General features: G+C 53.5%; 21 protein-coding genes. 6 read left to right on the plus strand and 15 right to left on the minus strand.

Annotated elements, in window-relative coordinates:
* Positions 1 to 193 precede the first annotated feature (193 nt).
* Positions 194 to 1,192: an inner membrane protein YhjD gene (gene yhjD / locus GTU79_RS00595; protein WP_203524501.1), complete on the minus strand. Its 999-nt coding sequence runs from the start codon at positions 1,190 to 1,192 to the stop codon at positions 194 to 196.
* Between the two features lie 86 nt (positions 1,193 to 1,278).
* Here yhjD and GTU79_RS00600 point away from each other — a divergent pair, with 86 nt between their 5' ends.
* The 4 genes from GTU79_RS00600 (at position 1,279) to GTU79_RS00615 (ending at position 6,539) form a co-directional block, all read left to right on the plus strand.
* Positions 1,279 to 1,494 carry a hypothetical protein gene (locus GTU79_RS00600; protein ID WP_203524500.1) on the plus strand — a complete coding sequence of 72 codons (216 nt, stop codon included), beginning with the start codon at positions 1,279 to 1,281 and terminating at the stop codon, positions 1,492 to 1,494.
* Positions 1,495 to 1,769: 275 nt separating this feature from the next.
* Positions 1,770 to 3,185 (plus strand): amino acid permease, encoded by a 1,416-nt coding sequence (locus tag GTU79_RS00605; RefSeq protein ID WP_253073468.1) that lies wholly within the window; start codon positions 1,770 to 1,772, stop codon positions 3,183 to 3,185.
* Positions 3,186 to 3,318: 133 nt separating this feature from the next.
* On the plus strand, positions 3,319 to 4,554 hold the full coding sequence (gene arcA, locus GTU79_RS00610) for an arginine deiminase (protein ID WP_214513637.1): 1,236 nt from the start codon (positions 3,319 to 3,321) through the stop codon (positions 4,552 to 4,554).
* 149 nt (positions 4,555 to 4,703) lie between these two features.
* Positions 4,704 to 6,539: an ABC transporter ATP-binding protein gene (locus GTU79_RS00615; protein WP_203524497.1), complete on the plus strand. Its 1,836-nt coding sequence runs from the start codon at positions 4,704 to 4,706 to the stop codon at positions 6,537 to 6,539.
* A 10-nt stretch (positions 6,540 to 6,549) separates the two neighbouring features.
* Here GTU79_RS00615 and GTU79_RS00620 read toward each other — a convergent pair whose 3' ends face one another.
* Positions 6,550 to 7,671, minus strand: coding sequence for a GNAT family N-acetyltransferase (locus GTU79_RS00620; protein ID WP_203524496.1), 1,122 nt, complete (start codon positions 7,669 to 7,671; stop codon positions 6,550 to 6,552).
* Positions 7,672 to 7,912: 241 nt separating this feature from the next.
* Between GTU79_RS00620 and GTU79_RS00625 the strand changes: the two genes are divergently transcribed.
* Complete coding sequence (locus GTU79_RS00625) at positions 7,913 to 9,268, plus strand: cation:proton antiporter (RefSeq protein WP_132923965.1); 1,356 nt, start codon at positions 7,913 to 7,915, stop codon at positions 9,266 to 9,268.
* Positions 9,269 to 9,657: 389 nt separating this feature from the next.
* Here the strand turns inward: GTU79_RS00625 and GTU79_RS00630 are convergent, their stop codons facing one another.
* From GTU79_RS00630 to GTU79_RS00665, 9 genes are all read right to left on the minus strand, one after another.
* Positions 9,658 to 10,074, minus strand: a complete 417-nt coding sequence (locus tag GTU79_RS00630; protein ID WP_214513638.1) for a hypothetical protein — start codon at positions 10,072 to 10,074, stop codon at positions 9,658 to 9,660.
* Between the two features lie 388 nt (positions 10,075 to 10,462).
* Positions 10,463 to 11,482, minus strand: a complete 1,020-nt coding sequence (locus tag GTU79_RS00635) for an Ig-like domain-containing protein (protein WP_203524494.1) — start codon at positions 11,480 to 11,482, stop codon at positions 10,463 to 10,465.
* 372 nt (positions 11,483 to 11,854) lie between these two features.
* Complete coding sequence (locus tag GTU79_RS00640; protein ID WP_203524493.1) at positions 11,855 to 12,784, minus strand: Ig-like domain-containing protein; 930 nt, start codon at positions 12,782 to 12,784, stop codon at positions 11,855 to 11,857.
* A gap of 55 nt (positions 12,785 to 12,839) precedes the next feature.
* Entirely contained in the window at positions 12,840 to 13,757 is a 918-nt protein-coding gene (locus tag GTU79_RS00645; protein ID WP_203524492.1) for an Ig-like domain-containing protein, read from the minus strand.
* 461 nt (positions 13,758 to 14,218) lie between these two features.
* Positions 14,219 to 15,571, minus strand: coding sequence for a glutathione-disulfide reductase (gene gorA, locus GTU79_RS00650; RefSeq protein ID WP_203524491.1), 1,353 nt, complete (start codon positions 15,569 to 15,571; stop codon positions 14,219 to 14,221).
* A 186-nt stretch (positions 15,572 to 15,757) separates the two neighbouring features.
* The gene (locus tag GTU79_RS00655; protein WP_132923960.1) at positions 15,758 to 16,600 is read right to left on the minus strand and encodes a 23S rRNA (adenine(2030)-N(6))-methyltransferase RlmJ; all 843 of its coding nucleotides are present in this window, start codon (positions 16,598 to 16,600) and stop codon (positions 15,758 to 15,760) included.
* 213 nt (positions 16,601 to 16,813) lie between these two features.
* Positions 16,814 to 17,239 (minus strand): RES family NAD+ phosphorylase, encoded by a 426-nt coding sequence (locus GTU79_RS00660; protein WP_338091452.1) that lies wholly within the window; start codon positions 17,237 to 17,239, stop codon positions 16,814 to 16,816.
* A 40-nt stretch (positions 17,240 to 17,279) separates the two neighbouring features.
* The gene (locus GTU79_RS31255) at positions 17,280 to 17,399 is read right to left on the minus strand and encodes an antitoxin Xre/MbcA/ParS toxin-binding domain-containing protein (protein WP_420854148.1); all 120 of its coding nucleotides are present in this window, start codon (positions 17,397 to 17,399) and stop codon (positions 17,280 to 17,282) included.
* Positions 17,400 to 17,423: 24 nt separating this feature from the next.
* Positions 17,424 to 17,726 carry an antitoxin Xre-like helix-turn-helix domain-containing protein gene (locus GTU79_RS00665; RefSeq protein WP_420854149.1) on the minus strand — a complete coding sequence of 101 codons (303 nt, stop codon included), beginning with the start codon at positions 17,724 to 17,726 and terminating at the stop codon, positions 17,424 to 17,426.
* A 164-nt stretch (positions 17,727 to 17,890) separates the two neighbouring features.
* Between GTU79_RS00665 and GTU79_RS00670 the strand changes: the two genes are divergently transcribed.
* Positions 17,891 to 18,478 carry a universal stress protein gene (locus GTU79_RS00670; RefSeq protein WP_214513639.1) on the plus strand — a complete coding sequence of 196 codons (588 nt, stop codon included), beginning with the start codon at positions 17,891 to 17,893 and terminating at the stop codon, positions 18,476 to 18,478.
* Between the two features lie 158 nt (positions 18,479 to 18,636).
* On the opposite strand, the gene GTU79_RS00675 is transcribed toward GTU79_RS00670, so the two are convergent.
* From GTU79_RS00675 to GTU79_RS00690, 4 genes are all read right to left on the minus strand, one after another.
* The gene (locus GTU79_RS00675; protein WP_203524487.1) at positions 18,637 to 20,253 is read right to left on the minus strand and encodes a rhodanese-like domain-containing protein; all 1,617 of its coding nucleotides are present in this window, start codon (positions 20,251 to 20,253) and stop codon (positions 18,637 to 18,639) included.
* A gap of 233 nt (positions 20,254 to 20,486) precedes the next feature.
* Positions 20,487 to 21,632, minus strand: a complete 1,146-nt coding sequence (locus GTU79_RS00680) for an LLM class flavin-dependent oxidoreductase (RefSeq protein WP_203524486.1) — start codon at positions 21,630 to 21,632, stop codon at positions 20,487 to 20,489.
* A gap of 19 nt (positions 21,633 to 21,651) precedes the next feature.
* Positions 21,652 to 22,560 (minus strand): class II aldolase/adducin family protein, encoded by a 909-nt coding sequence (locus GTU79_RS00685; RefSeq protein WP_203524485.1) that lies wholly within the window; start codon positions 22,558 to 22,560, stop codon positions 21,652 to 21,654.
* A 2-nt stretch (positions 22,561 to 22,562) separates the two neighbouring features.
* Positions 22,563 to 24,164 (minus strand): ABC transporter substrate-binding protein, encoded by a 1,602-nt coding sequence (locus GTU79_RS00690; protein ID WP_203524484.1) that lies wholly within the window; start codon positions 24,162 to 24,164, stop codon positions 22,563 to 22,565.
* Positions 24,165 to 24,657: the final 493 nt, after the last annotated feature.

Genomic DNA, 24,657 nt, shown 5'->3' on the forward strand with positions numbered 1-24,657 from the left:
CCGGCGACAGGAGACGGCGAACCGGCGTTATATGCCGGATTATGGCTGAATTTTAGGAAAACCTGGTGACAACCACTGACGTAATCGCCTATGGGTAGGGTTATGCACTGGATTTTTCTTTGTTAGTGCTATGAGATAAGGAATGGCGTCTCTTAGGCCGGCCGGACACGGGCCGCGGACGCCAAGCCAAGGCTTAGGTGCGAGGCCCTGGTTCCTCCTTATAGTCGGCGGTGGCAATCCAGGCGGCGCAAAAAAGCGTCAGCCGGGCAAAGAAATAGAAAAAGGCCATCAACCCCAATACCGAACCGAAAGCGGCGCCGGAAGGCGAGGTGGCCAGTTTAGGCAGCGTCAGGGTCATAATGATTTTGATGACTTCAAAACCCACCGCCGCCAGCAGCGTTCCGCGAAAGATAGCCTTGCTATGGGGCCGGTGGCGGGGAATTATCCAAAATATCCACAAAAAAAGCAGATAATTGGCCGCAATGGACACGATGAACCCGGTGGCGGTCATGGCCGGGCGCAGCCATGCAATGCCGTCCAAGCCGAGGGCGGTGACGATGCTCTGCTGGGCGGCGCCGGCAATGGAGGTCAATGACAGCGTGACGATAAGCGCCACGATAAGACCGATCAGGGAAAGCAGGTCCCGCAGGTACTTCAGATAAAATTTCTCTTCATCCTGGGGGTTGCGCTCCCATTCATCCCGCAACTGGGCGCGGATCGCTTCGCGCAAATTACCCATCCAGTTCAGACCGGAATACAGGGCTATCAACAGACCGGTGATGCCCACCGTGGTTCGCTGCGCCACTGCGGTTTTCACCGTGGTTTTCAACGTATCGGCCAACGTCCGGTCGCTGATACTGTCGACAATTTTATTAATCAGGTCGGTGAGAATATCGGGATTGAACGCCAGGAAAAATCCGACCCCGGCGAAAGACACCATCAGAATGGGAATCAGCGACAGGAAGGAAAAATAGGTAATCGCCGCGCCAAACTGGCTGCCCATGCGATCGTTGAATCGATCCGCCGCCCGTAGCAGATGGGCTATCACCGGGTAATCACTTACTTTTTGGATTAAGCGACCCGATTTCAAAGCAAGTTTGTCCACCCGTTCATTGCCGGTATGGATATCGGCGAATATCTGTGGGGATTTTGATTGCCGGGCGGTGGCGGTCGTTGAGTTTTTGTCGGCCATAAATTCTCTTATCCGCTGCGGAAACTTAACCAGATAGAATCATTATAGGAAAAAATAGCGGCAACGGGGCGTGCCGGGGGTTATCTATGCGGCTTCGCGCCAATTTACCGGTATCGTTGCCATGGCGAGCGGCCTGGGGCGCGGGAAGCCGACGCCGGAGACTGGAATCTATTCTTGATATTTTTTTAACAAAAAGGGGTAAAATCATGAAAGCGGGAATCATAACAATCAATATTAATTTTATTTTAATGATGATGGTTTTTGATGGAATTGATTGCCAAAAATCCAATAATTCTTCTTAAATTAATAATATAGAAATAAAAGAAGTGTTAAACTTTCACTATTAACCTGGTTTTTTATTATATTAAACTAATTAATTGAATTATTATCGTACGTATGAATTAGCTGTTTTAATGCTATTGGAAAATGTGGCGTAATCAATAAAAATTAATTTGCGATATAGCTTATTAATATGCTATCTACTATTTAGAAGTTAAAGAAAAATTGGATTGAGATCACAATTTTGATTCTAAATATGGGATGAGGTTTTATCCATCGTGAGTTAATGGGATTAACTATGGCAAACACCACGGAAAATAAATTATCTATTTGGTCACTCTCCGCGTTAGTTGTGGGATCGATGGTGGGGCCGGTATTTTTCTTTACCGGCAACCTTCGGCCGTGCAACCGGTGGTTTTGGCGCCCTTATTGCCTGGGGTATCGCCGGGGAGGTATGCTGATGCTGGCATTTGTTTTCCAGTCGTTGGCTCAACGTAAACCCAATCTGGATTCCGGCGTCTTCATTTATGCAAAAGAAGGTTTCGGCGACTATTTAGGCTTTGCTTCAGCATTGGGTTTCTGGGCGGGGACCTGTATCGGCAATGTTTCCTATTTTGTATTAATCAAGTCGACGCTGGGGGCTTTTTTCCCGGTCTTCGGCAACGGTAATACCGTGTCGGCTGTGCTGGTGGCTTCAGTTATTCTGTGGGGATTTCATATATTACTTTTAAGGGGGGTAAAAAGCGCGGCGTCAATAAATACAATTGCCACTTTTGCCAAGATTGTTCCCATATTCTGCTTTATTATCATATTGATTATAGCTTTTGATCACAACCTTTTCGTTCTTAATTTCCATGGAGGAACCGATCCTGCTAATGCCGGTGTCCTGGCGCATCTGAATGATTACGGTTATGCCGGCCACGCGGCGCTGGCCATTACGTCGGCGGCGGGAACGGAATCCCTCTTTTCCCAGGTCCGCAGTACCATGCTGGTGACGGTATTTGTGTTCTTGGGTATTGAAGGGGCCAGCGTATACTCCCGTTACGCAGAAAAACGCAGTCATATCGGCCTGGCAACGGTGGTGGGATTTATCGGCGTGCTGTGCCTGCTGATATTGGTCACCATGCTGTCCTACGGCGTCATGCCGCGGGCCGATCTGGCGGCGCTGCGGCAGCCTTCCATGGCCGTCGTGCTTGAAGCGGTGGTGGGCCGCTGGGGCTCGATATTTATCAGTATCGGTCTGCTTATCTCAGTACTGGGCGCTTACCTTTCCTGGTCTCTGCTGGCCGCCGAAGTGTTGTTTTCCGCCGCCAGGCATCAAAGCATGCCGAGGATCTTCACCACGGAGAATAGCCGGGGCGTGCCGTCCGCCGCGGTATGGCTCACCAATATCACCATTCAGGTTTTTTTGATTTTAACCTTATTCAGCGATTATGCATTCCAACTGGCGCTTGAATTAACCAGCTCGTTAACTCTCATTCCTTATTTGCTGGTGGCGGCCTATGGTTTCAAACTGGCCTGGACCGGCGAAACCTATGAAACCATTAAACGCGGGCATAAGAAAGATCTGGTCTTTGCCATTATCGCCACTTTTTATTCTTTATTGATGCTCTATGCCGGTGGCCTGAAATATATACTACTTTCGGCCATTATTTACGGCCCTGGCTCTGTTTTATATCTCATCACCAAACGTGAACAACATGCCGTTTTTTAATCCGGTTGAAAAATAATTTTCATCATTGTCATGCTTGCCGCCATTGTGGCGTTGTGGAGTATCGCTACGGGCATTATCACGATCTAAGCGGATGGAGCTAATATGACCAGAAAAAGATACTGTTAAATATGGCGTGTATTCCGAAGTAGGTAAATTACGCAAGGTGTTGGTGTGCGCGCCGGGGCGGGCACATAATCGGCTGACCCCCAGTAACTGTGATGAATTGCTGTTCGACGATGTATTATGGGTAGAACGGGCGAAACGGGATCATTTTGATTTTATCGTCAAAATGCGCGAGCGCGGCGTGGATGTGCTGGAAATGCATAATTTATTGGCGACCACCCTGGAAAATCCGACGGCCAAGGCGTGGATTCTGGACCAGCAAATAGTGCCGAACGAGGTTTCACTGGGCATACTCAAGGAAACCCGCGACTTTCTCGACGGCCAGCCGTCCCGCCTATTAGCTGAAATCCTCATTGGCGGTCTTTCAACCACCGAACTGGCGGACGCCGGCCATTATGATAACGAAGAACTGAAATTGATTCGCGAAGCGGTGGGCATTACCGAATATATGTTGCCGCCGCTGCCCAATACGTTATACACCCGGGATACCACCTGCTGGATTTATGGCGGCGTGACGCTTAATCCGCTGTATTGGCCGGCCCGGCATGAAGAAACGCTTCTGACCGCCGCCATCTATAAATTCCATCCGGATTTTGTCCACGGGGATTTTGACATTTGGTATGGCGATCCCACACAGCACCATGGCACCGCCACTCTGGAAGGGGGGGATGTAATGCCTATCGGCAACAAGACCGTGCTTATCGGCATGAGTGAGCGTACCTCCCATCAGGCCATTACCCAACTGGCGGCCGCGCTGTTTGCCAATCCGCGTTCCGGTGTGGAGCGGGTAATGATTGCCGCCATGCCTAAACTGCGAGCGGCCATGCATTTGGACACGGTGTTCACTTTCTGCGATCGGGACGTGGTAACGCTCTATCCGACCATTGTTAATCAAATCAAAACTTTCTCCCTGCGCCCGGACAGCGGCCCCACCGGCATGAAGCTCAGCCGCGACGGCGGCAGCTTTGTGGAAGCGGTGGCGGCGGCGTTAAACCTGGACAAGCTTCGGGTGGTGGAGACCGAGGGCAACGATTACGACACCGAACGCCAGCAGTGGGACAGCGGCAATAATATGGTAGCCCTCTCGCCGGGGGTGGTGATGGCCTATGATCGCAACACCAAAACCAACACGCAATTGCGTAAAGAGGGCGTGGAGGTGATTGAAATCGTCGGCAGCGAGTTAGGCCGCGGCCGCGGCGGCGGTCATTGCATGACCTGCCCGCTGTGCCGTGACGCGGTGGAATGAAAGCAAGATGGCGCTAAACGCCAGGGGCGGTAATGCCATTTCGCATAATGATTCGCGAACCAGGGTAAAAATACACTAAGCTACCTTTTTCAGGAGCGTTTTATCTGGGCCGGGATAGCCCTTTTCTCCGAGTAAATTAAGGGGCTTTTATGCTGTTCCGCCGTTTTGAAAGCATGATCGATATTTTCCAGGAATCCCCCGCGTCCGCGCCGCCGGATCGGGTTTTACCCTTCTATGTGTATTATCTGCGCCAGGTGTGGCCTAGCTTCGCCGCTCTCCTGGTGGTGGGGCTTATCGGGGCGTTGATCGAGGTGGCGTTATTTCCTTACCTCAGCCGTCTTATCGACCTGGCGCAAAGCAGTGGTTCAGGTCAACGTTTCTTCAGCGAACACGGGCACGAACTGCTGTGGATGGCGGTGGTGATACTTATCCTGCGGCCGATTTTTTTGACACTGCACGATTTGCTGGTACACCAGACCATCAATCCCGGCATGACGAGCATGATCCGCTGGCAGAATCATAATTATGTCCTCAGGCAGAGCCTGGGGTTTTTTCAAAACGATTTCGCTGGCCGTATCGCCCAGCGCATTATGCAAACCGGCAATTCATTGCGTGATTCGGCGGTGCAGGCGGTGGACGCTTTATGGCATGTGCTGATCTACGCCGTCAGTTCGCTGGTGCTGTTCGCCGAAGCCGACTGGCGCCTGATGATTCCGCTGATCGTCTGGATAGTGGGCTATCTCTTTTGCCTGTATTATTTTGTGCCGCGGGTTAAATCCCGCTCGGCGGTCTCTTCCGCCGCCCGATCCCGCTTGATGGGGTGCATCGTCGACGGTTACACCAATATCGCCACGTTGAAGCTGTTCGCCCATACGGATCTCGAGCGTCAGTACGCCCGGGAAGCCATTACCGAGCAGACGGAAAAGACCCAGTTGGCGAGCCGGCTGGTGACCGGCATGGACGTCACCATTACCATCATGAACGGTCTGTTGATTGTCAGCACCACCGGGCTGGCGCTGTGGCTGTGGTCGCAGTCGTTGATAAGCGTCGGCGCCATCGCCCTGGCCACCGGCCTGGTGATTCGCCTGGTGAATATGTCCGGCTGGATCATGTGGGTGGTGAACGGTATCTTTGAAAATATCGGCATGGTGCAGGACGGTCTTAACACCATTTCGCAGCCGGTAAGCGTTACCGATCGCCCACTGGCGCCCAAACTGCAGGTGCGTGAGGGCGCGGTGAGCTTTGAAAATCTGCATTTCAATTATGGCAAGGGACGGGCGGTGATCGACGGCCTGAATCTGGCTATCCGTCCCGGTGAAAAAATCGGTCTGATTGGCCCCTCCGGCGCGGGCAAATCGACGCTGGTGAACCTGCTGCTGCGCCTGTATGACCTCAACGGCGGGCGTATTATTATCGACGGGCAAAATATCGCCGAGGTGAACCAGGAGAGCCTGCGGGCCGGTATCGGCATGATTACCCAGGACACGTCGCTGCTGCATCGCTCCATTCGCGAAAATCTGCTGTACGGCAGGCCCGGCGCCAGCGACGCCGAGCTGTGGCAAGCCATACACCGCGCCCGGGCCGATGAGTTTATCCCGATGCTGTCCGATGCCGAAGGGCGCACCGGCCTTGATGCCCACGTAGGGGAACGGGGCGTGAAGCTGTCCGGCGGCCAGCGCCAGCGTATCGCCATCGCCCGGGTGCTGCTCAAGGACGCGCCGATCCTGATAATGGACGAAGCCACCTCGGCGCTGGATTCGGAAGTGGAAGCGGCCATCCAGGAAAGCCTGGAAGTGCTGATGCGGGGTAAAACGGTTATCGCCATCGCGCACCGACTTTCCACCATTGCCAAAATGGACCGGCTGGTGGTGATGAGCGACGGTCGTATCGCTGAAATCGGCAGCCATAGCGAACTGCTGAGCCGGCAGGGACTCTATGCCCGGCTGTGGCAATACCAGACCGGCGGTTTTGTCGGCGTGGACTGACTCCTGACGCTTACTCTTGACGATAGGGCAGCGCTTTGCGCGCTTCTTCCGCCCAGGCGCGCACCGCGTCCCGTTCTTCGTTAAGAAATTCCGCCACCGCGGTTCGCAGCCCCGGATGGCGCAGGTAATGCCATGAATCGGTCAGCACCGGCTCAAAGCCGCGAATCAGCTTATGTTCCCCCTGGGCGCCGGCGTCGAAGCGCGACAGACCGTGGGTGATGGCATATTCGATTCCCTGGTAGAAACAGGTTTCAAAGTGCAGGCGATCGAACTCCGCCAGGCAGCCCCAATAGCGGCCGTAAAAGGTGTCGTCGCTCACCAGACTGAACGCCATGGCAACGGGTTGGCCCAGCCGGCATGCCAGCACCACCCGGATTGCATCGGGCATCCGCTGAGCCAGCAGGCTGAAAAAATCCCGCGTCAGGTAAGGCGACTGACCCCGCACTTCATAGGTATTGGCATAGCAGGTATAGATAAAGTCCCACTGCGCCTCGCTGACCTGTCCTCCGGCCAGCCAACTGAAATCAATGCCTTGCGCCGCCACCGCTTCGCGCTCCTTACGCATCTGCTTGCGCTTGCGCGAACTCAAGGCATCCATGAAATCCTGGAAATCCCGATAGCCGCGGTTATGCCAGTGATACTGGCAACCTAATCGATGCAGCCAGTCCGGCCGGGCCGCCAGAAGAGAACCGGCTTTGGCATCGGTGAAATTCACATGGGCGCCGGACCAGCCCTGTTCGGCCAGATAATCCGGCAGCGCATCCAGCAGTTTTGCCGCCGCCGTCTCCGCCCCCAGCACACGGGAACCGGTTACCGGGCTGAAGGGCACCGCCCCCAGCCATTTGGGATAATACTGAATTCCGGCGCGATGGCAGGCTTCGGCCCAGCCGTGATCAAACACGTATTCTCCGCTGGAGTTTCTTTTGCGATAGCCGGGCATGGCGGCCAGGCAGCGGCCGTTTTCCCGCCACAGCAAATGATGGGGACGCCAGCCGGAAAGCGGTCCCAGGCTGCCGCTCTCTTCCAGGGTCGAGAGAAAAGCGTGCTGTAAAAAAGGCTGTCCCGCGGGGACCAGGGCATCCCACTCGCCGGCGGGTACATCGTTCAGGTGCGCCAGGGACGTCAAAGACATAACGTTGTGCTCCGGTTACATGCCGTCAACCACAGACAGTAGCCAGTTGCCGGGCGATACGCAAGACAAGGGGCACGCAGAGCCAAAAGCCGGGCGCACCCACGGGTGGAAATGTGCGTTGCTCACGGCTTAATTGTGAAAGCGGTCTCTGCCCTATCCGCTTCAGATCCAGACATAATCAGGGATCGTGGAAAAAATCGATCATACTGAAAGGAGAATAAAAACATTATCAGGAGACTCCATGGGTTTTACGGGATGGATAGCGGCCGTGGGCGGTCTGTTGTTGTTGATGTCGCTGGCCTCCGGCTGGATCCATCGCGGTCCCGTCACTTCTTTCGGGTTGTATTTGGCGGCGGGCATTGTCTGTGGTCCATGGGTCCTGAATCTGCTGCGGGTGGACGTGGCCGCCCATGCGGTGCTGATAGAGCGGGTGACCGAAATTGCCATGGCGGCTTCCCTGTTTATCACCGGTCTCAAGCTGCGGCTGCCGTTTCGCGATCCGGGCTGGCTCATGGGGGTGCGTCTGGCCTTTCCGGCCATGATCTTTACCGTGGTGGGCGTCACCGTGGCTGCTCATTTTCTGGCCGGCTTTTCCTGGCCGCTTTCCCTGGTCTTCGGCGCGATAGTGGCCCCCACCGATCCGGTGCTGGCCAGCCTAATCTCGGTTAACGATGCACGGGACGACGACAGCCTGCGGGTTTCCCTGTCCAGCGAAGCGGGCATGAACGACGGCACGGCGCTGCCGGTATTGATGCTGGGGATGCTGCTGCTTAACGCCCATCATCCGCTGTCGTTTGCCCAACTAGGCCATTGGGCGCTGGTGGATGTTCTTTGGTCGCTGCTGGGGGGGCTGGGCATCGGTTTCGGCCTGGGCCGGCTTATCGGACATCTGGCAACCCATCTTTCAAGCTCGCAAAACGACAGCGCGCCCAATGATTTCCTGGCCCTATCCCTGGTGGCGTTAAGCTATGCCGCGGCGCAAAGCCTGGACGCGTCGGGCTTTTTGGCCGCCTTTGCCGCCGGTGTCGGCCTGCGCCGAACCGAACTGGGCATTTTTAACCGCCATCCGCCGGATCACCTGCCGGAAGAGGAGCGAGGCGGCACGGCGGAATCCCTGGTGAACCCCAACCAGCGTGAAGCGTCGGGCGCCACCGGGCCGCTGCGCTCCGTCGGCCTGGTGGTGAGCGACGCGCTCTCCTTCGGCGATACCATGGAGCGACTGTTCGCCGCCGGTATCGTGATCGTGCTGGGCATCACCTTGGCCATGCATTGGGATCCCCAGGGGCTGCTGATGGCCGCCATCCTGTTTTTGCTGATAAGGCCGGCCTCGGTTTACCTGGCGACCATCGGCAGCGGCGAGCCGCCTCTGCACCGGGCATTAATCGGCTGGCTGGGCATCCGCGGCATTGGCAGCATCAACTACATTACCTGGGCCTATAACCAGGGCCTGGCCGGCCCCGAGGCCGAACGCATGGCCAACATGGCCTTTACCCTGGTGGTGGCCAGCGTCATTGTGCACGGCGTTTCGGTGTCGCCCCTGCTGAACTGGCGGCAAGGCAAAATGGCGGCGGACGCGGAGCGGGAGAATAATCGGTAACCAAACAGGTGGTCTGGACAAAAAAAGGGATTACCCTTGCGCTGGGTGATCCCTTTGGCTTTATTTACCGAGCCCATTGTGAGGTAGGGTGAGTATTACTCTGGGCCCAGATCGTAAACGTCTACCGTAAATTCTTGTGCACCATATCCATTAAAATAGTAGCCCGGAGAGTGAAGCTCTCTACCTACGCCCGAATTAAGCGCGCGAATGGGAGTAAGACTATCGACGGCCAAAAGGGTAAAATCACGAGTAATGTCAAGGCGGCATTGTTGTGAAGATTCATTAAGTACATAAGAATTTGGGCACTCGCTAAAGGTTAAACCGCTCGTGGGAATACCCTAATACTATACCTATGACCCGCAGTAATAACTAAGGGACCAAAAAGGACTCTAATCCCAAAAATATGTTTCCGGCGGCGTCGATACCCTGTTTGGACCCAAAAATACAGGATACGTTACCACTGGCGTAAAAGTGATGGTTTCGCTGGTAGATACGGATGGATCGCTTCTCAGTTGCGCGCTGACGTTAAAAGAGCCGGGGTTAGAACTGGTGAAATAGGCGGTATACAGGCCATCGGTCCCGGTTGTTCTTGATACCGGTGGGTGGGTGGGAATGTGGTCGGAAATGAGTATAGTGCTGGAGACGCCGCTGCCGCCATAGGTTAAGTAAAACACCACTACGTTTTGGCTGGTGCCGTCCGCCGGTGCATAGTTGGCCACGATACGTGCGTTTAGGTCATAGTTGGTAGACGGGGAGACCGGGCATTCGGGTGAGGTAACAGGATGGCATATAGTATTCTTTTCCATCGCCGACCCCTTGAAAAATTGCTAGTTTAGTCAGTATTGACGTCTGCTCTTCGTGTAAACATAAATGTATGGAGAATCATTATTAATTTCTGTGATTGGTAATAATCGTAGAAAATGCTTAGCGCTTCAATTTAAGCGGTATTTAACTACTATTTATTTCAAAATTTTAAATTTACTAACCAAATCCAAAAACCAAAGAAACAAATTAAAAAAATTAGCATTCTACCGCCAAAAGCAGAAGGATAATAGCTGTTATCAGCATTTACTTTCGATTACAATGAAGATAGCAAGCTGTATAAGAAAGCAATGCCGATGAACTAGCATCAAGGTATTACCCTGGGATCAGGGTAATACCTTTATTTTAGGACATGGAACACCGTGCTTGTTATCAATCTGGGCCGTCATCGTATACCTGAACCACAAATTGCGTTACTGTTGGGCGATTCCAATAATATCTAACCGTAGCACGGAGATCCACTCCTTGGCCGGAGTTCGACGCTCGAACATGCACTTGATTAATACCGGTTTGCAATAACATTATGAAATCAGGAATTCTTGACGCCGAGCATGCTTGATTGCTTTGTTCAAACGCATAGTTACTGCAATAATTGATAGTCGACCATCCCGTAGCAATGTTTTCGATACGATAAGTATGGCCCGCAATAAATTCAAAAGGGCTTATAAGGCTTTCAATTCCCATATAAAAATTGAGAGGGATAACTACCAAAAGGGACCCTAAATAGATGGGATATGATGCTACGGGGATGAACGTCACTGTCTCGGAGGCGAACACACTTCTATTGCTTTCTACTTCCGCCCTGACGACAAAGGATCCTGGTTCGGTGCTGCTAAAAGAAGCAATATAGAGGCCATTGGGCGCGGTAGTGACCAGCTCAGTGAATGAGCCGTTAAAATATAAGCGTAACTGACCGGAGACGCTCGCGCCGCCATATGTTAAGTAAAATTCTACTTGGTTTATGCTGGTGCCATTGGCATAGGCATCATTAACGATTCTTCTGGACGTTAATTCGTAAGTCGGTTGAGGACCCGTCGGAATAAATGTTAACAAGCTATTGGCACTCACCGTGGGGTCTGCAGACAAGCTTGCGAATAATTGAACCGTTTCAGGTTCAGTATTTGTCGCCGCCACATCAAGAACGCCGTTGTTGTTGGTATAGGGAGTCGGAATAATTAAAGCGGCGCTGCCGCTAACGAAAAATTCAAGCTGCTGGTTGGCCACCTGAAAATTCACCGGGCTAGAGAGAGTGAAGCGTACGCCATTAAAGCTGGCGCCATCCGCCGGCGCATTATTAGCAACGATTTGTGAGGAGAGCACGTAATTGGCTAACGGCGATACCGGACACTCCGGAGGGATAACTGGGTAACATTTGTTTTCTTTTCCCATCATAGGCCTCTTAAAATGTTGATGCTATTTGTTAGGGAATACAATTGCTCTCTGTGTAAAATTAAATGGACCGAGCATATCATATCCAACTTACGGCATAGATAATTACTGTGGAAAACGGAAAAGACCTGCTAATAGTTAACCACCACATATTCAAAGACTATTTTGGCTCGCGCAGATGGTCTATGAGTAAGTGCGTAATCAATTACTATTATCTTGCTCTATGAAAACTATCTTTATTTTCCACTGTATGCCTCTTATACATTTTCAAGAACGTAAAGGCTTAAAGTAAAATGTTTTATTATGATTATATTGAAAATTACTGGGTTACCGTTAATGCTCATATTTAGCATTAACCCCATTTCACTACATCTTTTATATAAAAGTGACAAGTGTGGTATTTGTAGCATTGCCTAACGCATATTCAGCGGTGATAATGACACTTAAGACCACGGGACTTGTTATGCTAACGGTAATTTGTCCTTGGGTATTGGTTAGTGCTATTTCTGGATTTACGGCGGCTTGCGTAGGATTGGCGATAAAAGTCATCAATGCGCCAGGAACCACATTGCCGTCGATATCTCTAAGCGTGTAACGAATACGATAGATGCCTCCTACGGGTACATTGATATCGAGAGGTTCGGCGGAAATAGTATGGGTGATCGGTGAAGTGAAACTGACTACGGTATAATTATAGACCGTAGGCTGACCATCCAAAATGGCTTTTACTTCCACCGAAGCCGGGGTACCACTGCGCAAAGAAACCCGCGCCAGTCCTGCGTCGTTGGTAGTGTCAAAAGTGTTATATAAGCCACCCATGCCCCGTACTATCGAATAGCTTAGCACCCTACCCGGCACGGGCTGTTCAGTGGTGAAATCCCACAAAGTATATTGAATAATATTACTAGCAAAGTCATTTGCCGGCGCGTAATTGGTCTCGACATTGGCGATAATGCCCAAGCCGGTGATTTCATCAGGGCTTTCAAAAGTGGAATAGCTTACCGCAGATATCCCGTCGAACTGGCAAGTCACGGCCACCGTTTCCTGTTGGCAGTCGGTAAAATACACTATTGCTTGGCCCCGGTTATCCGTTATCGCGCTAGTTTGTTTGCTATCATCGCAAAACGCTGCATTGCCCGAAAGCCAGAATGTGACAAGAGACCCGCACAGCGGTAGCCCAAACCTATAAAGCGTCGCCACAGCATTATTTTTGTCTCTTCCGTCAGCCTTTGCGGTAGCGGAAGAGGTTAAGGCAAGATGGTAATCTCTCTTAGGAATATGATGAGACGAACATTGATTTTGCATAAAATACCTCCGGCAGATCTTCTGTTTTTATAGCTATAAAGATAAAATAATGTGACTAAGTGAATGTCACTCTGGTAAAATTTTCCGTGCCAAGACCCGACGGTAGTAAAGCCGTAATTGTCACTATTCCACTCGTATTGTTGGTCAATGTGAGGGTAATGTAGCCATTCGAATCAGTAAACTCCGCTGAAGGTGAAAGAGCCGCACCGCCGGTGGCACTGAAATTGATCGCGGCATTCGCCACCGGCAGGTCGCCGGCCAGGGTTCTGACCTGATAGCGTATTCTATTGACCCCCAGACCATTTCCCTGCGCCTTGTCAGCTTGTACTTCGGCCGAGATAAGCTGTGTCAGCAAGGTACCGAAAAAGGTTAGCCTGATATGGCTGTAAACGGTACTTGGATCGGATGCAAGAACGGTATGCACCGTCACGGTTCCCGGCACGCCGCTGAAGATGCGCAGTTGGGTATGCCCGTTGCCATCAGTGGTATCCGACAAAGGAGGCACAAGCGTGGCGCTGCCATCGACGCTGTATTGCAACAAGCGGCCGGGAGCACCTACGCCCGCCGGAGTAATTAGCCAGTAATCAATGATATGTGGGATTCCGCTGCCGGCCACAATGTTTGCGGTGCTCACCTCGGCTTCTAGTAGCAAGGCGTTATTGGAAACTTCCACCAGAACAGTCTCGGATGACGTCGTATTGCCGAAACGGTCCTCTATGATATAAGAGACTAAATATCTTCCTATGGGGGCGAAGACTGCCGGTATGCGGATCACGATGGGAAAGCTTGGATTATAATCCGCTACGGTGTACTGTCCTCTACCTATAAAATTCCACAATACCGTTATCTGGTCTAAGGGCGCAGGATTGGTATAAGCTGGAATCAGGACTATCACGGCTCCATCATTCGTAACGCTTTGGATGGGTATTATGCCATCGACCGTTTGTGGAAAAAGAGGATCCGCGAGTGCCATAGTTTTACCTTGTTTTAAATAAAATCCGTTAAATCAATGAAAGTATGACTTATGCTTTAAGGTTATGCATTGAACAATAGAATATATATAAAGGCTCACTCAAATAAGCAAGGTTAATATGCGCCATCGTTCTGCTAAAAAGGCTAACGTATCGGACTATTGAAGTTTTACCGCAGATGGGGATAAAATCAAAATATCCAAAACGGCATTGTGAATGCTAATTTTTGTCATCTGATTATTAATGGAATTGTGGTAGTTGATGCTGTAATAATAAAATGTATTATCAGACCAGGCGTTGTACCTTTAAAAGGTTAGAATGCTTTTCAATTCATTCGTCAACTAGCCCACTTTCTTTAAGGAACTGCTGCAAGGTACAAGTATTGAATTGAACACAGCCCCTCCCATGATCGGTCGGGGCATCGGCAGCTATCACTGTCGTCCTGCGGTATTGTTAACTCTGCTTATCGCATGGTCACCAATTCTTCCGCCGCCGTGGGATGGATAGCCACGGTATTATCAAAATCGCGCTTGGTGGCGCCCATTTTGATCGCCACGGCAAAACCCTGCAGTATTTCATCCATGCCCAAGCCGATGCCGTGCAGTCCGACGATTTTTTCATCCGGCCCGACGCACACCAGCTTCATGCGGCAAGGCTGGCGATGATCGGTGACGGCGGTATACATGGAGGTAAAGCCGGTTTTATAGATTTTGACCTCTTTCTCGCCGTATTTCGCCAGCGCCTCCGGTTCGGTCAAGCCGATGGTGCCGATAGGGGGATGGCTGAACACCACGGTGGGAATCAGGTTGTAATCCAGGTGTTCTTCCGGCTTGCCGTTGAACAGGCGTTCGGACAGACGGCGGCCCGCCGCCACCGCCACCGGGGTCAATTCCACCGCGCCGGTATTGTCGCCGACGGCGTAAATTCCCGGGACGTTGGTGTTCTGGTATTTATCCACCCGGATATAGCCGTTGCTGTCGGTTTCCACGCCGGCGGCGGCCAGGTTCAGGTTGTCGGTGGAGGGTTCCCGGCCGATGGCCCAAATCAGCGCATCAACAATAAATTCGCTGCCGTTTTCCAAGGTCAGCGTCAGGCTGCCGTCGCTGTTTTTGACGATGGATTCCGGTATGGATCCGGTATGCAGGGTAGGGCCTTCCGCGTTCATGATCTCCACCAGAGTATCGATAATCAGCGGGTCGAAGGTACGCAGCGGCGCATGTTTGCGCACGAACAGGTGCGTTTCCGCCCCCAATGCGTTCAGCACTCCGGCGAGTTCCACCGCGATATAACCGGCGCCCACCACCGCCACCCGCCGGGGCATGGCATCCAGGGCAAAAAAGCCGTCTGAATCGATGCCGTATTCCTCACCGACGATATCGATGTGGCTGGGACGGCCCCCGGTGGCAATCAGGATATGATCGGCGGTAATGCGTTCGCCGTTGACTTCAACGGTATGGGCGTCCACAAAGCGGGCGAAACCTTCAATAACGTCTACTTTGTTATTGCCCAGCACCCGTTCATAGGATTGATGGATGCGGTCAATATACGCGCTGCGGCTTTTGACCAAAGTCCCCCAGTCGAGACGGTTGATGGTGGTGTCAAAACCGTAATCGGGGCCGTACAGTTTTATCGCCTCGGCAATCTGTGCCGCATGCCACATGATTTTTTTCGGGACGCAGCCGACATTGACACAGGTACCACCGAGATATTTGGCTTCAATCAGGGCGCATTTCTGGCCGTACATCGCCGCACGGTTAATGGAGGCAATACCGCCGCTGCCGCCGCCAATAGCAAGGTAATCGTAATGTCTGGTCATCGGATCTTCCCTTTGTTCATATCAATGGGCACAAGTTTAACCCGCAAAGGTAAATTGTCGCAAAGATTGCATCAATCCCTCCAATAGGCGAAACGGCTATACCGGGTTTATCCCGGCCATTCCTGGATGACTCCGGGGATTTATTGCTGGATTCGTCAGCTAAACCAGGATTGGTCAGGATAGGGATCACTCCGGCGCCACCCAGCGCACCAGGGTATGGCCGATTCCTTCGGGCACCAGCGCCTGATGAATCCAGGGCAATAATTCATTCATCTGTTGTTCCAGCATCCAGGGGGGATTAATCACGATCATGCCCGATGCGGTCATGCCCCGTTGATCGCTGTCAGGGCGCAGCGCCAGCTCAATCTGCAAAATCCGGCGGATGCCGGTCTTCTCCAGCCCGGCCAGGATGCGTTTCACATTCTGACGCAGCACAACCGGATACCACAGGGCATAGACGCCGGTGGCGAAGCGTTTATAGCCCTCCTGGATGCCGGCCACCACGTCCTGATAGTCCGTTTTCATTTCATAAGGCGGGTCGATGAGTATCACGCCCCGCCGCGACGGCGGCGGCAGCTGGGATTTCAACTGCTGGTAGCCGTCGGCACGCAGCACCTCGGCACGGGGGTCTTTTTGGAATTCGCTGCGCAGCAGCGGGTAATCGCTGGAGTGCAGTTCCGTCAGGTGCAGGCGATCGTGCTCCCGCAGCAATTGGCGGGCAATCAGCGGCGAACCGGGATAATAACGCAAGGTACCGCTGCGATTGTAGTGATTGATAACCGTCAGATACGGTTCCAGCAGCGCCGGACAATCTTCCCGCTGCCAGATACGGGCGATACCTTCGCGATATTCGCCGGTGCGTTCGGCCCGGTCGCTGTTGAGCAGATAGCGCCCGGCGCCGGCATGGGTATCCAGATAGAGGAAGGGCTTATCCTTCTCCTTCATGGCGGCCAGGATCAGGCTCAGTACCGTGTGCTTGAGCACATCGGCGTGATTGCCGGCGTGAAAACTGTGGCGATAACTTAACATTTATTTATATCCAATTGGAATTTATCGATTTTATTATAATTAGCATTTTCTTCATTTGTTGCTTTCACAAAAGACCGCGCTGGTACAAAGCGGAGAAAGGATCACCGACCATAGTAATGGTATCAGACAGTTTATGGCTTCATTGACATTCCATAGACGATGGAGAGCAAAAAAACCGAGGAAATAAATGCACCTTTAGTTTCAGATACCGATTTAATCCTCTTGTTTTATTAATCGACCATCAAATGAAAAATCAATTTCTGTAACTGATTGCAACGCCTGCCGAAAATCAGTGTGTAGAGGATTTAAAATAGCATTGTTTTCTTGTGGAATAATGCATGATGGAATTATTAAAGCAATACCTTCAATTGAGTCAAGCCAACCTGTCCCCAAGTCCATGGTGGAAAACGGAGCCGGATCCTCTCTCCAGTCATCAGGCAAATAGGCATTTTCGAGGTATTCAACCTTATCATCGGGCAACTCGATACTGAAAAGGGAGTACTGATTCAGCAGGCTATCATGAATTGAATGCACAAGAATTTCTAATGAGGCCAGAGCGATGGTGGTAGATACATAAACAGCCGCACTGCCTTTGTGATTCCATCTCCTCCATAAATACTCGCGCCATAACCTTTTCATGCTTCCGCCGCATGGATTTTTTTTGTAAGCCTGTAAAAAATTATGAATAGAAGCCGTGCTCTAGCCTTCCCATCAAATCAAGGACCTCAAGCGCACCCCTCTCCGTGGCAAGAAGCGAGACCGGTGTTACATTTCCCAAGCCCTTTTCGGGGGTTCTCAACCCGGGTTTACGATCGGGGTTATTTCATCCAAAAAGATGTACGCTTGCGTCCATCACCCGCACAAGCCGGGCGATACGTTCACTTTCATCGGGTGAAAAAGTCGTTCCTGTACTTTTACGCCTGGCCACGTTTCTTTCATTTATGCCGGCAATCCGCAGAATATCGGCCTTAGACATGTCTGACCATTTATGAATACTTTCAAGTACGTTAACCGGAAGGCCAATCTTCAGCACATTGGTCAACTCACGGCCTCTGCTGACGGGCAGACCGGCAAATTTCCACAAAGCATTATGTTGTGGTTCATGGGACGGAATATAAGCTCTCATGGCAATCTCTCCAGCAGACATTTGTCATGTGATAGTATAGACAATTGTCAGATGGGTATAAAGCAATATTTATGCGTATTTTGCCAACGCAGCTGCAACTTGAAGTATGACGGGTATATATACAGTGAATGGCATCGTTTTGGGTCAGTCACCTCGTTCCGGCAATGTTACAAAACCGCGGCGGGGCGAGATGCGTATCCGCCGCCCAACTGGTATGCTGGGGGAGTATGCCGGTTTACCCGCTGGCGGATGCCGACGGCGGGATAAAAGCCGTCTCTATTACCGCTATGAAATCACGGGAGGCAGCCATGACTGCGATTAAACAGGTTTTGATAGCCTATGATGATTCCGACTGCGCCAAACAGGCGCTGGGATTTGCCTGCGAATTTGTCAGGCGTTTCGACGCCAGGTTACATATTGTTTCCGTCTGCCAATTGCCACAATTCGGCAGCGGAACCGCGACGGAAATGATTATCGAAAATGCGCGAGGGATATATGGGAAATTCTTCGATGGCTTGAAAGATAATCCCGCTTACCGGGATATGGATCTGGTGAAGCAAATGGAAATCGGTAACCCGGCGGAAATGATCCTGCATTATGCGGAAAGCCACAAAATAGACCACATTATCGTCGGCCATCGCGGTTTTTCCAATATTGAACGCTGGTTAATGGGATCGGTGGCGCGACAGATTATCGACAACGCAGGCTGCCCGGTCACCGTGATCCGGGAATCCTCTTATTCAGCACAATAATAACAAAGCGGCATTCGGCTGATAAAAAAGGCGAACGCCGGACTGATATTTTGCCGGTGTATGGAAAGAGTCGGGCTGAATGACACGCCGGCGGTGTGGAAAAACTCGCCGGTATGTCACGTGCCGATTAACCGTTTTCAAACGACACGCTGCTTCCATCAATGGTCATTGGACGGGCCGCCTGCATCCCCATCGGCTATCCCCAGCGTGAAATGGGCCTTGGCGGGATCCCCCACCTGGCGCGGCAGGTCCGCTTCCCAGGCCAGATAGGCGGCGCTGGCGGCGGCATTGCCCTCATGGCGATCGTGCAGCCAAAATAAAAAATCGATTTGCTGAGCAACGGCAGGGGTTTGCGAACTGCTGTGCAGTTCCAGTCCGGCGGCCAGCCAATCCTGCCGTTTACCCTCAACCGCCGTGGCGTTGAAACCCGCGTCGCTCAAATCCAGGACCACCCCTTGCGCCAGCGCCGGATCTTCGGCGAATACCAGGATGTCCCGGGCATTGCCGGCGACGGCAGGCAGATCATCCAGCCGCGAGCGGTTTACCCAGTGGGTGCCGGCGGGATGATACCGGCGATAGTCCCAGCTGCGGTCGGCGGAGAGTCCGATGGCGCCGTTCAGAAGCCGTTGCCGCGCGGCGGCGGCGTCTATCCGTGGGACGGTAGGCGGCGCAAGGAGACGGGACGGCGGGCGAATACCCTCGTCAATGCCTGCCAGCACATAGCATTGCCAGCCAAGCTGTATAAGCCAATGGGCAGTGGTGGCGGCCCGGACGCCGTCATTGTCGTTGAGCACAATTCGACTACCCCGCGTGCCCACCCATTTATCCAGCGCCTGAACCAGCTGCCCTCCCGGCACCCAGCGGGCGTCGGCCCGGTGGCCACGCCGGTACTCGTCATCATGGCGGACATCAAACACGTACGTGGTGCGGTTTTCATCCCCTTGCCACTGGCGGAGGGTGGCCGCATCAATGTGCGGTACATGGTAGCGCCGGGCCAGTTTTGCCGCTCGTTGCCGGGACGATTGGGCAGCGGTATCGCTTTGGGGCTGAAAGTAGCGATTGCCGTCCCGGACGGTGGCGAAATCCGCCAGCCGCCAGCCTTGGGTGCCGCCGGACAGCGCCGCGACCCGATTGGGGACGCCGGCGTTTATCAGGGTTTGCGCGCCGATAATGCCGCGGGTTCGGCCGGCGCAGGAAACCACCACCAGGGTCTGCGGCGAGGGGACCAGATCGTCGAAGCGGTAAAGCAGTTCGGCGCTGGGTACGGATATGGCGCTCGGTACATGGAAGCGGTCGTACTCCTCCACCGTCCGGCTGTCCAAAAGAACGTAATCCCCCTGCTGTTCAATCAGGCGCGCCAGCGCGTCGGCTTCGATGGCCGGCGTCCGGTAATGATGTTCGACGAATTCGGCAAACGCCTTGTACGGCACATTCACGCCTTTGAACAGCGGCAGGCCGGCCTGTTCCCAGGCGCCGATCCCTCCCTTCAGGATGTGAATGTCCGAATAACCCAGGGCCGACAGTCGTCCCGCGGCCCGTTCGCCCCCTCGGGTATCTTCCGCCAGCAGCACCGTGCGGGTATCGGCGCGGGGCACCAGCGCGGGGAACTGGCTTTCCAGCAGGCTGTAAGGCACGTTCACCGCCAGCAGAGGATGGCTGTCGCCATACAGCCCCTCTTCCCTGATATCGATAAAGGCCAGCTCTTCGCCGTCTTCAAGCCAATTAAGCAGGTCGGACAGGGGGACGGCCGATCCGTAATCATTATATTTAGTCATAAGTAGCCCATTGATAGCCGTCATCTTTCACGTGGCAGCCGTGCTGGCTGCCTATACCCGTCATATTTTAAGTTGCATGTGCGTTGGCGATACTCGGCCCCTCCTTGGGCCTCGCCCCTTCGGGGCCGCTGTAAGCAGCGTTCAAATCTGCTCCAGGCAGATTTGTCGCTGCGTTGCCGCCTTCCTGCAACTCGAACTATTTAGGGTATAGTGAAGTTAAATAATTAAAAAACTTACAGACGCAGGCCCGCTTGTTTAAGCAGCGGCAGGATGCGTTCGCCGAAGTAGGCCAATTCCGGTTCATAGTCCACAAAGCAGAGCTGCAGCCCGTCGCAGCCGATGGCTTTGAGGCGCAGTATTTGCCCGGTTATCTGTTCCGGCGTGCCCACCAGCTGGATATTGCCCCCCACGATGCGCTCATCACGCTGGTGGCCGCGCCAGGAACGGCTGTCGCCGGTGGCATGGGTATGGAAGAAGCCGTCCACCGCGCCATGGTCGGTCTGCCGGAGGATCTCCTGATAAACCCCATGGGCTTCTGCCTCGGTATCCCGGGCGATAATCATCGGATTCACCAGAATGCGGACGTTGCGGCCGATGGCCGCCGCCGCTTCCCGCACCTGGCGGGTGATGCCCGGCAGCGCCTCGATGGCCGCATCGAAAGAGGCGCCGGCGGGGCTGGTGACGAATATCAAATCCGCCTGGCGCACCGCCTGGGCGATGCCGGCGGCGGAGCTGGTGGCGCTGACGATAATCGGCCGGCCATAGCGGGGTTTAGGCGTGACGAAGGCCTTGCTCAGCGTCCATTGTGCGCTGTGGTAGTCAAGATCCTCTTCGCCGGCCCACAGCTGTTGCAGCAGGGAGACATACTCATCCGCCAGCTCATAGCGGCGGTCGTGGTCGGGCTGCTGTTGGCCGAACATGGACCATTCATCTTTGCGAAAACCGGTAACGACGTTGAGCCCCCAGCGGCCGCCGGACATATGGTCAAGGGTGGCGCCGAACTTGGCCAAATGCAGCGGATGCCAAGGACCGTAGAAAATATGCACGGTGGAGATCAGCAAAATGCGCTCCGTCACCGCCGCCAGCCCCGCCGCCGCCATCAGCGTGTCTAGGGCGGTTTCGCGATAGCGTATCTCGCCGCCGAAACCCCCCTTGGACAACCAGTGGGCCGGCCCGAACACCAGATCGAATCCCAGGGCTTCGGCCTGGCGGGTCAGCGCCGCGTTGTAATCGAAGGTCCAGTCGGTGGCCCGCGGATAGGCGGACATGGTCCAGCCGCCGTTATGTATGGGTAAAAACAGCCCGAGTATCAGCGGTTGATCCAGCACTTTCCCCAGCGGACTGTCAGGGGGAAGCGGCGGTAAAACGGGGTAAGGCATAGGCCACCTCAAAATGTATTTAATCGCGATAATCGGGTTCGCGCCGGTCCAGCAGCCGCCTTAACGCTTCAAAATGCAGCTGATAGCCGGGTTTGTATTGTTCTCCCGGCGAATTGTGCAGGGGAGTGTTATGGATTTGATCCTGCACCTTGTCCACCTGGGCCGGGCTTAAGCCCCGCAGGCGCTGGCCGGTCCACAGGGCGAACAGCTGGACCCGGGCGGCCCGTTCCAGGGTATAAAGGCGATCGTAGGCCTCGGCGGCGGAGCGGCCGGTCACCAGCACGCCGTGGTTGCCCATAAAAAGAATGGTTTTTTCACCCAGTATTTTCGCCAGGCGCCCCCCTTCCGCCGGATCGCGGGCCAGGCCGTCGTAGGCGTCATCGTATGCAATCTGATCGAGCAATAATGCCTCCGTCTGGCCGAGAGCCAGCAGGTGCTGGCTCTCCAGCCGGGTCAGCGCGCCGGCATAGGGCATATGGGTATGGAATACCGCCTGGTGCTTGGCATGGGCGGCATGTATCGGCGCGTGAATGCAATACGCCGAGCGTTGGATAATGCCTTCCCCCGCCAGGAGCTTGCCGTCGAAACCGATGGTCATCAGCTGGCTGGCCTGGATTTCCGACCAATGCAGGCCGAACGGCGGCAGCAGAAAACGATCGTTGGTGCCCGGCACCGCCAGGGTGAAATGATTGTAGATACCTTCGCTAAAATCGTGCCAAACCGCGAGCCGGTGCGCGGCGGCCAGATCCCGCCTGGCCTCCAGCCTCGTCTGCTCATCGGCATCATCAGCGAAATGCCCTCCGGCCTCCGGCCGCGCCTGCTCGGCGGCGCCCTGCCGTGACGACGGGCGGGTAGCATTGTCCGTGGCGGCTGCGGCGGTAAAAGGCTCGGTTTGTTCACGCGGGTCCTGTGGGTAGAAAGCGGTCATGATTATTTTCCTCCGGGTTCCAAAGACACGTCTTTAAGGGACGATAAAGCGCCGTCGGGAGCGGTGCTGACGCCTTTGAGCCGTGCGCTGTAGACGGTAAAATTCTGTTGTTCAACCAGGGGTATCACCGGCAGATCGGTTTGCGCCAGGCGCTGAAACTGGTGGAATTCGTCGGCGCGTTTGGTCGGGTCGCTTTCCACCTGCAGCGATGCAATCAGCGCATCCATCTTGGGATTGGTATAATTTGAGGCATTGGACCAAGGCGTTCCTTTGGCGATGTTCTTGCTCCAATAGTGGCGCAGCCCGCCAATCTGTGGGTCCATCATCGGCACCCAGCGGCCGGTCTCGATATCAAAATCGTAATCGCTGTAGATCCGCTTGATAAAGGTGGCCAGGTCCTGATTGCGCACCGTCAGTTCGATACCTATTTTGCTCAGGCTCTGGCGGATAAATTCGGCCTGGTTTTTAAAGCCGTCGTTAACCGGGAAATAGTCAATGGCCAGCTTAAAGCGAATACCGCCCGTCTTGCGGGGGTAGCCGGCCTCATCCAGCAGTCTTTCCGCGGCGGCGTGATCGTAGGGATACTGCGGTACGCCGTCGGCGGTGTAAAACTGCTTGAGGGAGGAGGGGATCGGACCGGTGGCCGGTTTTCCCAGGCCGTACCAGACCACATCCACCAGCGCCTGTTTATTGATGGCCCGGGCGATGGCCTGGCGGACCTTAAGATTCGCCAGGATGGGATTTCGCAGGTTGAACTCCAGGAAGGTATAGGCCGCCGAGGAATCGTAGCCCTGCTTGGTGACCACCAGCTGCGGATTTTGGCGCAAACGCTGTACGTCGGATAACGGCACCGAGTCATAAGGAGCGTACAGGGCTTCCCCGGTTTCCAACGCCGCCGCCCTGGAACCCGCGTCCGGAATGATGCTGAAAATGACTTTGTCTACTTTGGGTTTGCCGCTGTCCCAGTAGTCGGGATTGCGTTCCAGTTCGATATATTGTCCCCGTACCCACTTCACAAACTTGAAGGGTCCGGTACCCACCGGCTTGGCGTTGTAAGGGCTGGTGCGAATATCCGACCCGGCGAACAGATGCTCGGGCAGGATCTCCGCCTCATTGGCGTTAATGGAACTCATGATCACCAGGGAGGGGTGCTCAAGGCGGAATATTGCGGTGTAAGCGTCCGGGGTTTCCACGTCTTTCAGGGCGGCAAAGGTGGTGCGCCCCCGCGGGTGGACTTTTTTCCACAGCTCCAGGGCGGAGTATTTCACGTCCGCCGAGGTAAAGGGCTGGCCGTCATGCCATTTCACGCCGTGACGCAAATGAAAGGTGATGCTCAAGCCGTCCGGCGCCACTTCCCATGAGGTGGCCAGGCTGGGTTCCGGCTGCATATCCTGGTTGTAAGTGACCAGTCCTTCATAAATATTATTGGATACTACCCCGTTGGGAAAATTGGTGTTGAACGCCGTATTTAGCGCAACCGGTTCGGGCTGGACGATAGCGACCAAACTGCCCCCGGCGGCAAGTGAGGAAAACGCGGGGAAAATGCTGCAAAGACCCATGGCGGCGAATAGCGTTTGCCGCAAGGTTACACTGAATTTACGCATAGCAAATTATCTTATAACCTCGATGATGAACAACGAAACCTAATTCCATATAAATATTAAGGTGATGCCTGTTCAGTGATAAATCCCCGTTAAGAAGTCCGTTAAACAGAATGGGCGCTCATTTTTTAGTAACATATTAGAAACACTTTAAAATAGAAATCTATAACCCGTTTAGCCAATGCTTTTTTTGTATTAGCTAAGAACAAACATGATAATAAGCCACAGAAGTAGCGCGTATTCAGATTTAGCCAAGATTACGGCGTGAACGGGGGATTGTCAGCTATTGTAGCGCATGATTAATTAAGACAGACTATTCAAAATATTGCGTAAGATGCGAAGATGGCGGAATTTGCATCGGGTTAATGCTTTTAATCGCTATGGTTATGCTTTATTGTTTTTAACATTCTTATAGCATTGAGATGTCTATAAACATCATTTATTGATATTTAGTAAATGAGCTTGCGCCGGGATAATATTTGTCGGGTTTACATTT

It is taken from the genome of Sodalis ligni (assembly GCF_016865525.2).
GTDB classification, from domain to species: Bacteria; Pseudomonadota; Gammaproteobacteria; order Enterobacterales; family Enterobacteriaceae; genus Acerihabitans; species Acerihabitans ligni.

Excerpts from the sequence above, each read along its gene's own strand:
- GTU79_RS00645 (WP_203524492.1), bottom strand. The coding sequence starts at position 13,757 with ATGGCACTCGCGGATCCTCTTTTTCCACAAACGGTCGATGGCATAATA.
- GTU79_RS00605 (WP_253073468.1), top strand. The coding sequence starts at position 1,770 with ATGGCAAACACCACGGAAAATAAATTATCTATTTGGTCACTCTCCGCG.
- GTU79_RS00615 (WP_203524497.1), top strand. The coding sequence starts at position 4,704 with ATGCTGTTCCGCCGTTTTGAAAGCATGATCGATATTTTCCAGGAATCC.
- GTU79_RS00630 (WP_214513638.1), bottom strand. The coding sequence starts at position 10,074 with ATGGAAAAGAATACTATATGCCATCCTGTTACCTCACCCGAATGCCCG.
- GTU79_RS00680 (WP_203524486.1), bottom strand. The coding sequence starts at position 21,632 with ATGCCTTACCCCGTTTTACCGCCGCTTCCCCCTGACAGTCCGCTGGGG.
- GTU79_RS00675 (WP_203524487.1), bottom strand. The coding sequence starts at position 20,253 with ATGACTAAATATAATGATTACGGATCGGCCGTCCCCCTGTCCGACCTG.
- GTU79_RS00640 (WP_203524493.1), bottom strand. The coding sequence starts at position 12,784 with ATGCAAAATCAATGTTCGTCTCATCATATTCCTAAGAGAGATTACCAT.
- gorA (WP_203524491.1), bottom strand. The coding sequence starts at position 15,571 with ATGACCAGACATTACGATTACCTTGCTATTGGCGGCGGCAGCGGCGGT.
- yhjD (WP_203524501.1), bottom strand. The coding sequence starts at position 1,192 with ATGGCCGACAAAAACTCAACGACCGCCACCGCCCGGCAATCAAAATCC.
- GTU79_RS00635 (WP_203524494.1), bottom strand. The coding sequence starts at position 11,482 with ATGATGGGAAAAGAAAACAAATGTTACCCAGTTATCCCTCCGGAGTGT.
- GTU79_RS00600 (WP_203524500.1), top strand. The coding sequence starts at position 1,279 with ATGCGGCTTCGCGCCAATTTACCGGTATCGTTGCCATGGCGAGCGGCC.
- GTU79_RS00685 (WP_203524485.1), bottom strand. The coding sequence starts at position 22,560 with ATGACCGCTTTCTACCCACAGGACCCGCGTGAACAAACCGAGCCTTTT.
- GTU79_RS00655 (WP_132923960.1), bottom strand. The coding sequence starts at position 16,600 with ATGTTAAGTTATCGCCACAGTTTTCACGCCGGCAATCACGCCGATGTG.
- GTU79_RS00690 (WP_203524484.1), bottom strand. The coding sequence starts at position 24,164 with ATGCGTAAATTCAGTGTAACCTTGCGGCAAACGCTATTCGCCGCCATG.
- GTU79_RS00670 (WP_214513639.1), top strand. The coding sequence starts at position 17,891 with ATGTTACAAAACCGCGGCGGGGCGAGATGCGTATCCGCCGCCCAACTG.
- GTU79_RS00665 (WP_420854149.1), bottom strand. The coding sequence starts at position 17,726 with ATGAGAGCTTATATTCCGTCCCATGAACCACAACATAATGCTTTGTGG.
- GTU79_RS00660 (WP_338091452.1), bottom strand. The coding sequence starts at position 17,239 with ATGAAAAGGTTATGGCGCGAGTATTTATGGAGGAGATGGAATCACAAA.
- GTU79_RS00625 (WP_132923965.1), top strand. The coding sequence starts at position 7,913 with ATGGGTTTTACGGGATGGATAGCGGCCGTGGGCGGTCTGTTGTTGTTG.
- GTU79_RS00620 (WP_203524496.1), bottom strand. The coding sequence starts at position 7,671 with ATGTCTTTGACGTCCCTGGCGCACCTGAACGATGTACCCGCCGGCGAG.